General features: G+C 69.6%; 12 protein-coding genes and 1 pseudogene. 3 read left to right on the forward strand and 10 right to left on the reverse strand.

Going from position 1 to position 12906, the window contains the following annotated elements:
* The 7 genes and pseudogenes from ACWDEW_RS22315 to arc all read right to left on the reverse strand — a co-directional run.
* On the reverse strand, positions 1-81 hold an 81-nt coding region (locus ACWDEW_RS22315), incomplete at its 3' end, for an alpha-L-fucosidase (RefSeq protein WP_450514871.1).
* Positions 82-110: 29 nt separating this feature from the next.
* A complete protein-coding gene (gene prcA, locus ACWDEW_RS22320; protein WP_450514701.1) occupies positions 111-866 on the reverse strand; it encodes a proteasome subunit alpha in 756 nt (251 codons plus the stop codon).
* Positions 867-935: 69 nt separating this feature from the next.
* Positions 936-1781, reverse strand: a complete 846-nt coding sequence (gene prcB, locus ACWDEW_RS22325) for a proteasome subunit beta (RefSeq protein WP_450514702.1) — start codon at positions 1779-1781, stop codon at positions 936-938.
* A pseudogene (locus ACWDEW_RS22330) lies at positions 1733-1924 on the reverse strand (endonuclease VII domain-containing protein); the annotation flags it as partial. The gene prcB and the pseudogene ACWDEW_RS22330, both read right to left, overlap by 49 nt.
* A gap of 185 nt (positions 1925-2109) precedes the next feature.
* A complete protein-coding gene (locus tag ACWDEW_RS22335; RefSeq protein WP_019066113.1) occupies positions 2110-2328 on the reverse strand; it encodes a ubiquitin-like protein Pup in 219 nt (72 codons plus the stop codon).
* A 155-nt stretch (positions 2329-2483) separates the two neighbouring features.
* On the reverse strand, positions 2484-3995 hold the full coding sequence (gene dop / locus ACWDEW_RS22340) for a depupylase/deamidase Dop (RefSeq protein WP_078532319.1): 1512 nt from the start codon (positions 3993-3995) through the stop codon (positions 2484-2486).
* A 245-nt stretch (positions 3996-4240) separates the two neighbouring features.
* The gene (arc, locus tag ACWDEW_RS22345) at positions 4241-6007 is read right to left on the reverse strand and encodes a proteasome ATPase (protein WP_019066111.1); all 1767 of its coding nucleotides are present in this window, start codon (positions 6005-6007) and stop codon (positions 4241-4243) included.
* A 386-nt stretch (positions 6008-6393) separates the two neighbouring features.
* Here arc and ACWDEW_RS22350 point away from each other — a divergent pair, with 386 nt between their 5' ends.
* Positions 6394-6699, forward strand: coding sequence for a ferredoxin (locus ACWDEW_RS22350; RefSeq protein ID WP_450514872.1), 306 nt, complete (start codon positions 6394-6396; stop codon positions 6697-6699).
* Between the two features lie 28 nt (positions 6700-6727).
* On the opposite strand, the gene ACWDEW_RS22355 is transcribed toward ACWDEW_RS22350, so the two are convergent.
* The 3 genes from ACWDEW_RS22355 to ACWDEW_RS22365 all read right to left on the reverse strand — a co-directional run bounded on the left by ACWDEW_RS22355 (position 6728) and on the right by ACWDEW_RS22365 (position 10372).
* Complete coding sequence (locus ACWDEW_RS22355) at positions 6728-7306, reverse strand: hypothetical protein (RefSeq protein WP_450514703.1); 579 nt, start codon at positions 7304-7306, stop codon at positions 6728-6730.
* Between the two features lie 238 nt (positions 7307-7544).
* Positions 7545-8447, reverse strand: a complete 903-nt coding sequence (locus tag ACWDEW_RS22360; protein WP_019066108.1) for a tRNA (adenine-N1)-methyltransferase — start codon at positions 8445-8447, stop codon at positions 7545-7547.
* 50 nt (positions 8448-8497) lie between these two features.
* Entirely contained in the window at positions 8498-10372 is a 1875-nt protein-coding gene (locus tag ACWDEW_RS22365; protein WP_450514704.1) for a site-2 protease family protein, read from the reverse strand.
* 175 nt (positions 10373-10547) lie between these two features.
* On the opposite strand from ACWDEW_RS22365, the gene ACWDEW_RS22370 reads away from it, so the two are divergent.
* Together ACWDEW_RS22370 and ACWDEW_RS22375 are read left to right on the forward strand one after the other, a co-directional pair.
* The gene (locus tag ACWDEW_RS22370; RefSeq protein WP_450514705.1) at positions 10548-11588 is read left to right on the forward strand and encodes a RecB family exonuclease; all 1041 of its coding nucleotides are present in this window, start codon (positions 10548-10550) and stop codon (positions 11586-11588) included.
* A gap of 461 nt (positions 11589-12049) precedes the next feature.
* Positions 12050-12721, forward strand: a complete 672-nt coding sequence (locus tag ACWDEW_RS22375; RefSeq protein WP_019066105.1) for a response regulator — start codon at positions 12050-12052, stop codon at positions 12719-12721.
* The last annotated feature ends 185 nt before the right edge of the window (positions 12722-12906 follow it).

Consider the following 12906-nt stretch of genomic DNA (forward strand, 5'->3'; position numbering starts at 1 on the left):
CCCCCAGTGGACGAAGATCCCCAACTTGGCGTCGTTGAACCACGGTTGCATGGGCCCGGCCGATGACCGGCCGGGGCGCACGAAGGGTCAGGCGCCGAGCGAACGTCGGCTCACTTCTCGGCGTCGTCCTCGCCGTCGTCGGACTCCGGCGAGGCGTCCGCACTCTCGCTCTCGCCGAGCAGCCGGGACAGCTCGCCGCCGACGATCCGCTTGAACTTGCGGGCCTGCGGGCGGGTGCGGTCCAGCACCGCGACCTCCAGGCGCTCGGCGGGGATCTCCCGCTCGCTGCCGTTCGTGTCACGGGACAGGGACTGGACGGCCAGCTTGAGCGCCTCCGCGAGGGTCATGCCGTCGCGGTGGCGCTGGTCCAGATAGCTGCTGATCGTCTCCGCGTTGCCGCCGACCGCGACCGAGCCGTGCTCGTCCACGATCGAACCGTCGTGCGGCAGCCGGTAGATCTGATCACCGTCGGAGGTGTCCCCGACCTCCGCGACGACCAGCTCCACCTCGTACGGCTTCTCGGCCGCGCTGGAGAAGATCGTGCCGAGCGTCTGGGCGTAGACGTTGGCGAGACCGCGGGCGGTCACATCCGCGCGGTCGTAGGTATAACCGCGCATGTCGGCGTAGCGCACGCCGCCGATCCGCAGGTTCTCGTACTCGTTGTATTTTCCGGCGGCCGCGAACCCGATCCGGTCGTAGATCTCGCTGAACTTGTGCAGCGCACGGGACGGGTTCTCGCCGACGAAGACAATGCCGTCGGCGAACTGCAGCACGACCAGGCTGCGGCCACGGGCGATGCCCTTGCGGGCGTACTCCGCCCGGTCGGCCATGGCCTGCTGGGGTGAGACATAGAACGGCGTCGACACCGGTATCCGTCCCTCTCTTTAAAGTTCCGTCGAAGTCACTGGATCACCTTGATGAGAACGGGCCCGCGGTCAGAGCAGCGCGGCGCGCGGACCGTCGGGCTGCTGCAGTCGCCGCTCCAGGATCGAGGCGGCGATCTCGGAGGACTCGTCGTCGGTGAGCCGGCGGAAGCCGTCCTCGGTGATCACGGTGACGATCGGGTAGATCCGACGGGCCACATCGGGACCACCGGTCGCCGAGTCGTCGTCAGCGGCGTCGTAGAGGGCCTGCACCACGAGGGTCGTGGCCTCGGACTCGGTCAGTCCGTCGTGGAAGAGCTTCTTCATGGCGCTGCGGGCGAAGACCGAGCCGGAGCCGGTGGCCGCGTAGCCGAGCTCCTGGGAACGGCCGCCCGTGACGTCGTAGGAGAAGATGCGGCCGATGCCGCGGTCCACGTCGAAGCCGGCGAAGAGCGGGACCACGGCGAGGCCCTGCATGGCCATGCCGAGGTTGGAACGGATCATGGTGGACAGTCGGTTGGCCTTGCCCTGCAGGGAGAGTTGGGCGCCTTCGACCTTCTCGAAGTGCTCCAGCTCCAGCTGGAAGAGCCTGACCATCTCGACGGCGAGGCCGGCGGTGCCGGCGATACCGACGGCCGAGTACTCGTCCGCCGGGAAGACCTTCTCGATGTCCCGCTGTGCGATGACATTGCCCATGGTGGCCCGCCGGTCGCCGGCGAGCACCACGCCGCCGGGGAACGTGACGGCGACGATGGTCGTGCCGTGCGGGGCCTCGACGACGCCCTGGGTGGGCGGCAGTTGCCGGTTGCCCGGGAGCATCTCAGGCTGGTGGTCGGAGAGGAAGTCCATGAAGGACGACGACCCGGGCGTCAGGAAGGCAGCTGGTAGACGCCCGGTGCTACGAGTGTTGGCTTCCACGAGGATCCTTCCAAGTAGGCGGCAGCCCGACGAACAGCGTCGGGATCATCTCCCAACTTGCCGATGGCCGAATTGCAGTTGAAGCACAGTACGCCACGGACCCTACCCGTCTGGTGGCAGTGATCCACATGAACGGCGGAGGCATTCCTTTACCGCTCGGAATACCGCTCCGAACGCGGCCGGCTCTCCCCGAATCGCACTCGATTCGTGCGCCCGGATGCGAAGACTGCGTGCGGTTTGGTCGCACCGCACCGCACGCAGCACTTCATCTTCGCCTCGCGCGCCACCACGCCACCCCGTTCACCTTCAAATCGAAGGACAGAGCGACCTACTGGCCGCCCTTCTGAACGAAGGACCGAACGAAGTCCTCGGCATTCTCCTCCAGGACGTCGTCGATCTCGTCCAGGACGGAGTCCACGTCGTCGCTCAGCTTCTCGTGGCGCTCCTTGAGGTCGTCGGTCGCCTGCGCTTCCTCGGCCTGCTCCTCGACCTCCTCCGTGGAGCGCGTCGCCTTCTGCTGTCCGCCGCCGGTGTCCTTGGTCGCCATAACCCTCACCCCGCTCGGTTCGACGTTCTTGATCAGACCCTACTTGCAGGGACTGACATCGGCCCCGCAGTTCCTACAACGTACGGCGGCCACCTCGATGATTCCCGGCCACCGGACATTCCACCCTGCCCGGCGCCCCGGACCCGAGGTTCCGGTCAGCCGCCCGACAGGACCCTGACCAGGTCTTCCGCCGTACGACAGCGATCCAGGAGCTCCTTGACGTGATTACGCGTTCCGCGAAGCGGTTCCAGGGTTGGGACGCGCTGGAGCGAGTCCCGGCCCGGGAGGTCGAAGATCACGGAGTCCCAGGAGGCCGCCGCGACGTCGTCGGCGTACTGCTCCAGGCAGCGTCCCCGGAAGTAAGCGCGTGTGTCCTCGGGCGGCGTCGTACGCGCCCGCTCGACCGTGTCCTCGTCCAGCAGCCGCTTGATGCGGCCGCGGGCAACCAGGCGGTTGTAGAGGCCCTTGTCGGCCCGTACGTCCGCGTACTGGAGGTCGACCAGCTGGAGGCGGGCCGCGTCCCAGTCGAGGCCGTCCCGGCGCCGGTAGCCCTCCATGAGTTCCCGCTTGGCGACCCAGTCCAGCTCGCCGGCCAGGCTCATCGGGTCGTTCTCCAGGCGGTTGAGCGTGTCCTCCCAGCGGGCGAGGACGTCCTTGGTCTGGTCGTCCGCGTCCGAGCCGTAGCGCTCCTCGACGTACTTGCGGGACAGCTCGAAGTACTCCATCTGCAGCTGGACCGCGGTGAGTGTCCGGCCGCTGCGGAGGGTGACCAGGCGCTTGAGGGTGGGGTCGTGCGAGACCTGGTGGAGGGTGCGGACCGGCTGGTCCACCGCCAGGTCCACCGCGATGAAGCCGTCCTCGATCATGGAGAGGACCAGGGCGGTGGTGCCGAGCTTCAGATACGTCGAGATCTCGGAGAGGTTCGCGTCGCCGATGATCACGTGCAGGCGGCGGTACTTCTCGGCGTCCGCGTGCGGTTCGTCGCGGGTGTTGATGATCGGGCGCTTGAGGGTGGTCTCCAGGCCGACCTCGACCTCGAAGTAGTCGGCGCGCTGGCTGAGCTGGAAGCCGTGCTCGTGCCCGTCCTGGCCGATGCCCACGCGGCCCGCTCCGGTGACGACCTGTCGGGAGACGAAGAAGGGCGTCAGGTGGCGCACGATGTCCGAGAAGGGGGTCTCCCGCTTCATCAGATAGTTCTCGTGCGTGCCGTAGGAGGCGCCCTTGTTGTCGGTGTTGTTCTTGTAGAGGTGGATCGGCTGGGCGCCCGGGAGTTGGGCCGCGCGCTCGGCGGCCTCCGCCATGATGCGCTCGCCGGCCTTGTCCCACAGAACGGCGTCCATGGGGTTGGTGACTTCGGGGGAGCTGTACTCCGGGTGTGCGTGGTCGACGTAGAGGCGCGCGCCGTTGGTGAGGATGACATTGGCGAGGCCGATGTCCTCGTCGGTGAGCTGGGTGGAGTCGGCGGCCTCCCGGGCGAGGTCGAAGCCTCGCGCGTCCCGCAGCGGATTCTCCTCCTCGAAGTCCCAGCGGGCCCGCCGGGCCCGGTGCATCGCCGCCGCGTAGGCGTTGACGATCTGGGACGAGGTGAGCATGGCATTGGCGTTGGGGTGGCCGGGGACGGAGATCCCGTACTCCGTCTCGATGCCCATTACTCGCCGTACGGTCATGCGGCCCTCCTTGCCCGGCGGCGCCCTCGGTCGGGGGCGCCGCTCAAGTACCGCTGGCGCTCCGGTGCGTGTGCGGTGCCCGTCCCCGCACTGCGCGACTCGGCGGTACCGAAGAGCCTAGAACGGCTTTGCGCTGGTGGGGAGATCATTTGCGTCATTGCCTTGCGCGCCCCTTGTCGCGGTCATGGCCTGAAAAACAGTTGGCTGCGGGTACCCGCCTAGGGCACCCGCAGCCACCCTGCTTTTTACAGGTACTGACCGGTGTTCGCCACCGTGTCGATGGAGCGTCCGGTGTCGGCGCCCTGCTTGCCGGTGATGAGCGTACGGATGTAGACGATCCGTTCGCCCTTCTTTCCGGAGATCCGGGCCCAGTCGTCCGGGTTGGTGGTGTTGGGCAGGTCCTCGTTCTCCTTGAACTCGTCCACGCAGGCCTGGAGGAGGTGGGAGACGCGGATGCCCTTCTGCTTGTGGTCGAGGAAGTCCTTGATGGCCATCTTCTTGGCCCGGCCCACGATGTTCTCGATCATGGCGCCGGAGTTGAAGTCCTTGAAGTAGAGGACTTCCTTGTCACCGTTGGCGTAGGTGACCTCCAGGAAGCGGTTCTCCTCGGATTCCGTGTACATGTGTTCCACGGCCGTCTGGATCATGCTCTGGACGGTGGTGGTCTTGTCGCCGCTGTGCTCGCCGACGTCGTCGGGGTGGAGCGGGAGGCGCTCGGTGAGGTACTTGCCGAAGATGTCCTTGGCGGCCTCGGCGTCGGGACGTTCGATCTTGATCTTCACGTCCAGGCGGCCGGGGCGCAGGATCGCGGGGTCGATCATGTCCTCGCGGTTCGAGGCGCCGATCACGACCACGTTCTGCAGGCCTTCCACACCGTCGATCTCGGCGAGCAGCTGGGGGACGATGGTGTTCTCCACGTCCGAGCTGACGCCGGATCCGCGGGTGCGGAAGAGGGACTCCATCTCGTCGAAGAAGACGATGACTGGGGTGCCCTCGCTGGCCTTCTCACGGGCACGCTGGAAGACGAGGCGGATCTGCCGCTCGGTCTCACCGACGTACTTGTTGAGGAGCTCGGGGCCCTTGATGTTGAGGAAGAAGCTCTTGCCGGTGGCCTGGCCGGTGACCTCGGCGACCTTTTTGGCCAGCGAGTTGGCGACGGCCTTGGCGATGAGCGTCTTGCCGCATCCGGGAGGCCCGTACAGCAGGACGCCCTTGGGCGGCCGCAGTTCGTGCTCCTTGAAGAGGTCGGGGTAGAGGTACGGCAGTTCGACCGCGTCGCGGATCATCTCGATCTGGCCGCCCAGACCGCCGATCTGCTCGTAGCCGATGTCGGGGACCTCTTCGAGGACGAGTTCCTCGACCTCGCTCTTCGGGACGATTTCGTAGACGTAGCCGGAACGGGGTTCGAGCAGCAGGGCGTCGCCGGGGCGGATGGTGATGTCCAGCAGTGGCTCGGCGAGCCGCACCACCCGCTCCTCGTCGGTGTGCCCCACCACGAGGGCGCGTTCGCCGTCCTCAAGGATCTCCTTGAGGGTGACGATGTCGCCGACGCGCTCGTACTCCATGGCCTCGACCACGTTGAGCGCTTCGTTGAGCATTACTTCCTGGCCGCGGCGGAGCTCTTCGAGATCCACGCTTGGGCTGACGTTCACCCGGAGTTTGCGGCCGCCGGTGAAGATGTCCGCGGTGCCGTCCTCGTTGGCCACGAGGAAGACTCCGAAGCCGGCCGGTGGCTGTGCGAGCCGGTCGACCTCTTCCTTGAGGGCCACGATCTGGTCGCGGGCCTCACGGAGCGTGTTGGCGAGTCGCTCGTTCTGGGCGGACACCCCGGCCAGATTGGTCTGCAGCTCGACGATCCGCTCTTCGAGAATCCTCGTGTGTCGCGGAGAGTCGGCGAGCTTACGTCGCAGGACGGCGATCTCCTGCTCAAGGTAGGCAATCTGCCCGGACGGGTCGTCGGACCCTCGTCCCGGGCGGATGCCGCGGTTCATGTCGTCGTCGTGGGCTGCCACGGTCCTCACCTCCTCCAAGGGGAGCTGGACGCTTCCAGACCCTACCTGGGTGGGTGTCGATTGAAACCCCTAGATCACAAAGACTGTCAAGGTGTGTCGTCGGTCACCCTGCGCTCTCCCTCACGCCGACTGAATACCCACTCAACGTGATTCAGAAGCCGACTGTTCCAAGGGTGGGTCGGTCAAAATCCTTCATGGGGGACGTGAGTTGCCGTGACGGCGGGTTCGGGGCCCGGCGAAATCCCGCCGGACTGTCCCCTGACGGAGAGTGTCCGGGCGGACGGTGCCCGTCATGTCGTGGCGTGAAACCAGGGATCTCCAGGAAGTGTCGCCGGGGTGCGCGGAGGTAGGGTCGAAGTGTTCAACACCCGGCGGAAGCAGGAGACATCACCGTGCAGGACGAGGCCGCGGCCGACGGCGAGGCGCTGGAGGTCTGGATCGACCAGGACCTCTGTACCGGCGACGGCATCTGCGCCCAGTACGCCCCGGAGGTCTTCGAGCTGGACATCGACGGTCTGGCCTATGTGAAGAGCCCGGACGACGAGCTGCTGCAGGGCAAGGGCGCCACCACGCCCGTGCCGCTGCCGCTGCTGGTCGACGTGGTGGACTCCGCGAAGGAGTGTCCCGGCGACTGCATTCATGTGCGCCGGATCGCGGACCGGGTCGAGGTCTACGGCCCCGACGCGGCCTGAGGGCCGTCGGGGCAGCGGCTCCGCGGCGTCAGACACTCTGGGCGTTGCCGGGCGTGGAGCGGACGAACGTGCCGTTCTTCCACTGCCACTTCGCGCTCTCCTTGACGTCCGGGCAGCAACTGGGCACGTCCTGGGTCGAGTAACCGAGCATGGTCGCGAGTACGGCGCCGTCGCGTACGGCGAACTCGGTGACCGTCTCCCGGGCCTTCGGCGCGATCAGGGTGGCCACCACGCGCGGCTTGGCGGTGTGCGCAGCCCGGGTCAGGACGTAGACGCCGTCGGGCGGGGTGCCCATGCCGGCGTCGCAGTGGACCACGGCGACCGTCTCCGGCCTGCCGTCGCCGTCGAGGTCGCCGGAGGCCTGCTTCTGGACGACGGCCTTCTGGGGACCGCACTGGATGGGGAAGTCGACTCCTGTGGTCGCCGGGGCCGCGGCGGTGGCGGGCTTCGCCTGCGGGCCGGAGGCCTGGGCGGCGCGCGCCGAATCGGGCTGCAGGACCGAGGAGAGCGCCGCGACGGCGGCGAGAGCCGTGGCGGTGGCGACCCAGTGGATGGGCCGGGTGTTCGTGTGTGCCAGTTCCAGTTCCGGGACGGCGGAGTGCTGCACTAGGAGTGTCTCCTGTGAGGGCTGTGCCGGTGGGGGTGGCCTGCATGGTGCCACACGTCACAATGCAGGGGAACGGCGGGGTCGACAGTTCGTTCGCGTGATCGCCCGGGAGGGTTCGGCCGTGGCGGTACGTCAGAAGAAAGACGCCGTGGCCGAGTTCCGGAGGTCTTCCGGGAACTCGGCCACGGCGTTCGTGCGTTGAGTGCGGCACAGGGCCGCCAAGGGCGCTGCGCGAGAGCTAGCGGCCGCCACCGCCGTCTGCGTTCGGGCCGGTGTAGTCGTCGCCGTAGGCGCCCTTGGAGGGGCGGCGGCGGCGCATGGGGGGCTCGACGCCGTCCGCGAGGCGGCGGGCGGTGAGGAGGAAGCCGGTGTGCCCGATCATGCGGTGGTCGGGGCGGACGGCCAGACCCTCGACGTGCCAGTTGCGGAGCATCGTCTCCCAGGCGGTCGGCTCGTTGAAGGAGCCGATCTCGCGAATGGACTCGACGGTCCGCGCGAGCTGGGTGGTGGTCGCGACGTAGCAGCACAGGATGCCGCCCGGCACTAGCGCCTTGGAGACGGCCTCCAGGCACTCCCAGGGGGCGAGCATGTCGAGGATGACGCGGTCGACGTCCGTGTCGGACAGGTTGTCCTGGAGGTCGCCGACGGTGAGCTGCCAGGCGGGGTGCGGGCCGCCGAAGTAGCGCTCCACGTTCTGCTGGGCGATCTCGGCGAAGTCCTCGCGGCGCTCGTAGGAGTGCAGCATGCCCTGGTCGCCGATGGCGCGCAGCAGGAAGCTGCTGAGCGAGCCGGAGCCCACGCCCGCCTCCACGACGCGTGCGCCGGGGAAGATGTCCGCGAAGGACAGGATCTGTCCCGCGTCCTTGGGGTAGACCACGGCGGCGCCGCGGGGCATGGACAGGACGTAGTCGGGGAGCAGGGGGCGCAGCGCGAGGTAGGCGACGTTTCCGGTGGTGCGGACAACGCTGCCCTCGGGTGCGCCGATCAGCTCGTCGTGCGGGAAGGAACCCTTGTGGGTGTGGAAGTTCTTCCCCGCTTCGAGCGTGAACGTGTAGTGGCGGCCCTTGGGGTCGGTCAGCTGAACCTGGTCCCCGACCTTGAAGGGCCCGCGCCTGCGGGCGGCACCGGTCGGTTCGGACATGTGACCAGCCTACCGGCGATTACGGGGGCCGCCGACCACGCGCGCGTGCCTCAGTTCGGGCGGGCCATTGCCTTCACGAAGGCGCGCTCCACATCGGCGGCGGACAGGACGCCGTAGATCTCGCCGGTCTCCTCGACCACGAGGTATTCGGTGGCCGGGGTCGCGCGCAGGGTGTCGAGGAGGTCCTCGCCGGCCAGTTCCGCGGAGACGCGCATGCCCTCGGTGAGGTCCTGCGCGAGGCCGCTGACCGAGACCCAGGGGCGGCGGTGTTCGGGGACGCCGACGATGGCGGCCTCGCGGACGAGGGAGAGGGGCTGGCCGTCGGCGTCGACGACGACCAGGGCGCGGGCACCGGCGGCGTTGGCGCGGCGCAGTGCCTCGGAGAGGGGGGTGTTGGTCTCGACGGGGACCGCGCGGCGGGTGAGGTTGCGGGCGCGGAGGTCCGGGAGGTGCTCGCGCAGCCGGGCCATGCGGAGGCTGTTGCCGGCGCCGGTCCAGATGATCGCGGCGAGGATCGCGGCCAGGAGGGCGTCCGTGACGGTGTCCATGCCGCTGATGTTCTCGGTGTTGGTGCCGAGGGCGCCGGTCTGGGTGAGCAGCGGGAGGCCGATCAGGACGGAGACGGCGAGGGCGCGGCCGACCCAGGCTGCGGCGATCGTGCCACTCATGGGCCTGCCGGTGATCTTCCAGACGACGGCGCGGAGCATCCGGCCGCCGTCGAGGGGCAGGCCGGGCAGGAGGTTGAAGGCGGCCACGATGAGGTTGGAGACCATCAGGCCGGCCAACAGGACGCCGGGGACGGTGCCGGGCTCCACGGGCTGCATGGCCAGGTAGAAGATGCCCGAGAGGATCAGCGAGAGCAGGGGGCCGACGAAGGCCAGCACGAACTCCCTGCCGGGGGTCTCGGCCTCCTTCTCGATCTCGGAGACGCCGCCGAAGAACTGCAACTGGATGCGGCGGACCGGGAGTTTGAAGCGGAGGGCCGCGACGGTGTGGGCGAGCTCGTGCACCAGGACCGAGCCGTAGAAGGCGACCGCAAAGAAGAGGGCCACCAGGTAGCGGGCGGCGCCCAGTTCGGGGAGCACGCGGTCCAGTTGGCCGCCGAACACCCAGGTGATGAGGGCTGCGACGAGGAACCAGCTGGGCGCCACGTAGACGGGCACCCCGAAGGGCCGCCCCATCAGCAACCCGCCACCGGGCTCCTTGGGGCGCTGCGGGGGGCGTCCCTTGGGCATGGAGGTGCCGCCGGCGGGCGTGGGCGCGTCCGTGTGAAGGTGCGCCTCCGTGTGGGCGTGGGGGCGGTCGGGGGCCCGGTCGGCGTGCGGGGTGTCGTGGGGGGCGGCGGCCGTGGCGGGGGTGCCGATCGCGGTGTCCGGGTCGGCGTGCGGGGTGGGGTCGGTGGACGGTGTCCCGGATACCGGCGTCGACGGGTCGGCGTTGGCGGCTGAATCGGCGGACTGCGTGCCCGTTTCAGACACCGGTGCGGCCTCGTGCGGGGCGGAGCCTGCGGACGGCGCGCCCGATACCGGGGCCGACGGGCCGTCGGCCGGGGCGGAGTCGGTGGACGGCGAGGTGGAGCCGACAGTCGGCGTGCCCGCTCCCGGCGGCGGGCCGTCGCTCGCGGTGGGTTCGGACGTCGGTTCCGGCTCGTCGTGGTCCGTCGGTGTCGTCCCGGACGGGGTCGGCGTCTCCGAGTGGTCGGGGGTGGCCGGCCCGGGTGGTGCGGTCGGCTTCGTGTGGTTCTTGGACGACGTGTCGGGGTCCTCGACGTACCGGGTGGGCCTTTCGGTGCCGTTGTGAGGGGTTTCGTCGTGTTTCGATTCGGGGGTGCCGGGATCGGCGGCCGGGGTCGTGGCGCCCGTGGCGTGTTCGGTCGGCTCGTCGTTGCCGGACCGCGGCTGTGCGCTGCCGCCGCTCTCGTCCACGGTGTCCCCTCGTTCGAAGCGTCCTCCGCGCCAGCCGGGCGGAGGGGTCTCGGGTCGATGGTATGCGGCGGTCGCGACGCGTTCCGCCCCGGCACCCCCCGTGTTTCCCCGGCTGTCGCGGGCGCGTGGGCCGGGGGCGGGTCACTGTCAGTGGCGGGCCGTAAGGTCTGTGGGCATGGAGACGAGTGCGGAGGGCGTCGCGGGGACAGTCGGCGACGAGGGCGCGACGGCGGAGCCGGGCGCGGAAGCGGCAGTGGAGCCGGGGACGGTGGGCGTGGTCGAGCGTGTCGCCATAGCGCCCGCCTCGCTGTCCCCCTCGCGTGCCAGCGACTTCATGCAGTGCCCGTTGCTGTACCGGTTCCGGGTGATCGACCGGCTGCCGGAGAAGCCCAGCGAGGCGGCGACTCGCGGGACTCTGGTGCACTCGGTCCTGGAGCGCCTCTTCGACGCGCCGGCCGCCGAGCGTACGGCGCCGCGCGCGAAGTCGCTGATCCCGGGGCAGTGGGACCGGTTGCGGGAGACCCGGCCGGAGGTCGTGGAGCTGTTCGCCGACGATCCGGAGGGGGAGCGGTTGGCGCGCTGGCTCGGGGAGGCGGAGCGGCTGGTGGAGCGCTGGTTCTCCCTGGAGGACCCGACGCGGCTGGAGCCCGCCGAGCGCGAGATGTTCGTCGAGGCCGAGCTGGATTCGGGGCTGAAGCTGCGCGGGATCATCGACCGGGTCGATGTGGCGCCCACGGGTGATGTGCGGATCGTCGACTACAAGACGGGCAAGGCGCCTCGCCCCGAGTACGCCGAGGGCGCGCTGTTCCAGATGAAGTTCTACGCGCTGGTGGTCTGGCGGCTGAAGCAGGTCGTGCCGCGGCGGCTCCAGTTGGTGTACCTCGGCAGCGGGGACGTGCTGACGTACGACCCCGTCCTCGCGGATCTGGAGCGGGTGGAGCGGAAGTTGCTGGCGCTGTGGGAAGCCATCCGGCTGGCCACGGAGACGGGCGAGTGGCTGCCCCGGCCGACCAAGTTGTGCGGCTGGTGCGACCACCAGGCGGTGTGCCCGGAGTTCGGGGGCACTCCCCCGCCGTATCCGCTGCCGGTGGTGCGGGTGGCTGGCAGCGGTTCGGCCGAGGGCACGGCAGCCCACGGCGTCTCAACCGCAGGCCCAGCGGCCCAGAGCGATTCGGCCGAGGGCACGGCAGCGGACGGTGACTCCAGCGCGGGCTAGGGACAGTCGACGGTGTTTCAGCCGGGCGGCACCGCGGCCGGCGCCGTTTCAGCCGGGCGGCCCTGCGGCGACGCCGGCGCCACCGGCGGCCGGCGGCCCGGCTCTGCCGGTCGGATGTTCCGGGCCGAGCCGGGTCAAGCCGGGCCGTCGAGCAGGTCAAGCCCGCAGGGCAGGGCAGGCCGCAAGGCCGATCGGGTCCGGCAAGCAGGTCGGGCCGCCGGACCGGTCAAGTCGGTCGAGTCGGTCGAGTCGGTCGGGCAGCCTGGCCACGCCGGTCAGGTCACCGGTTCGGCCAGGTCGCCGGGTCTAACATGCCGCCGGGCCAGCCACGTCGCCAGGTCGGCCACGCCACCGGTTCAGCCAGGTCGCCGAGGCGGTCAGGTCGTCGAGGCGGTCAGCCCGGTCGGGTAGTCGCCTGTCGCGCAGGGCAGAATGGGCGCGGGCTAGCGAAGGAGACTCACGTGGCCATCCGCGTCCTACTTGTCGACGACCAACCGCTGCTGCGCACCGGGTTCCGGATGATTCTGGAGGCCGAGCAGGATCTGGCGGTCGTCGGCGAGGCCGGTGACGGTCTGCAGGCGCTCGACCAGGTGCGGGCTCTGCAGCCCGATGTCGTGCTGATGGACATCCGTATGCCGCGGATGGACGGGGTGGAGGCGACCCGGCAGATCACCGGTCCCGGGCGGGACGGCCCGGCGAAGGTGCTGGTGCTGACCACCTTCGACCTCGACGAGTACGTGGTGGAGGCGTTGCGGGCCGGCGCCAGTGGCTTCCTGCTGAAGGACGCGCCGGCGAACGAACTGGTGCAGGCGATCCGGGTGGTGGCCGCGGGTGAGGCCATGCTCGCGCCGAGCATCACGCGACGGCTGCTCGACAAGTACGCCGGTCATCTGCCGTCCGGGGACGAGCCGGTGCCGGACGCCCTGCACACGCTGACCGAGCGTGAGGTCGAGGTGCTGAAGTTGGTGGCGCGCGGGCTGTCGAACGCGGAGATCGCCGCCGATCTGTTCGTCAGCGAGACCACGGTCAAGACGCATGTCGGGCACGTCCTCACCAAGCTTGGCCTGCGCGACCGGGTACAGGCGGCGGTGTACGCGTACGAGAGCGGGCTGGTGCGCCCCGGCGCGCAGTAGACGCCGTAGCAGACCGGGTACGAGCGGAGAGGGCGCCCCTTCCTGACAGGGGCGCCCTCTCCGTGTCTGCGGGGCGGATTCAGCTCGTGCCGAGTCCCGGAAGCGGAACACCGGCGACCGGTCGACTCGTCGAGGAGCCGGTGCCGCATCCCCTCCACAGGCCAGTGGCCGGCCCCGCCGCGATG

Source organism: Streptomyces sp. NPDC001100, from assembly GCF_053598575.1.

Excerpts from the sequence above, each read along its gene's own strand:
- ACWDEW_RS22335 (WP_019066113.1), bottom strand. The coding sequence starts at position 2,328 with ATGGCGACCAAGGACACCGGCGGCGGACAGCAGAAGGCGACGCGCTCC.
- dop (WP_078532319.1), bottom strand. The coding sequence starts at position 3,995 with ATGACCGTACGGCGAGTAATGGGCATCGAGACGGAGTACGGGATCTCC.
- ACWDEW_RS22360 (WP_019066108.1), bottom strand. The coding sequence starts at position 8,447 with ATGTCCGAACCGACCGGTGCCGCCCGCAGGCGCGGGCCCTTCAAGGTC.
- ACWDEW_RS22370 (WP_450514705.1), top strand. The coding sequence starts at position 10,548 with ATGGAGACGAGTGCGGAGGGCGTCGCGGGGACAGTCGGCGACGAGGGC.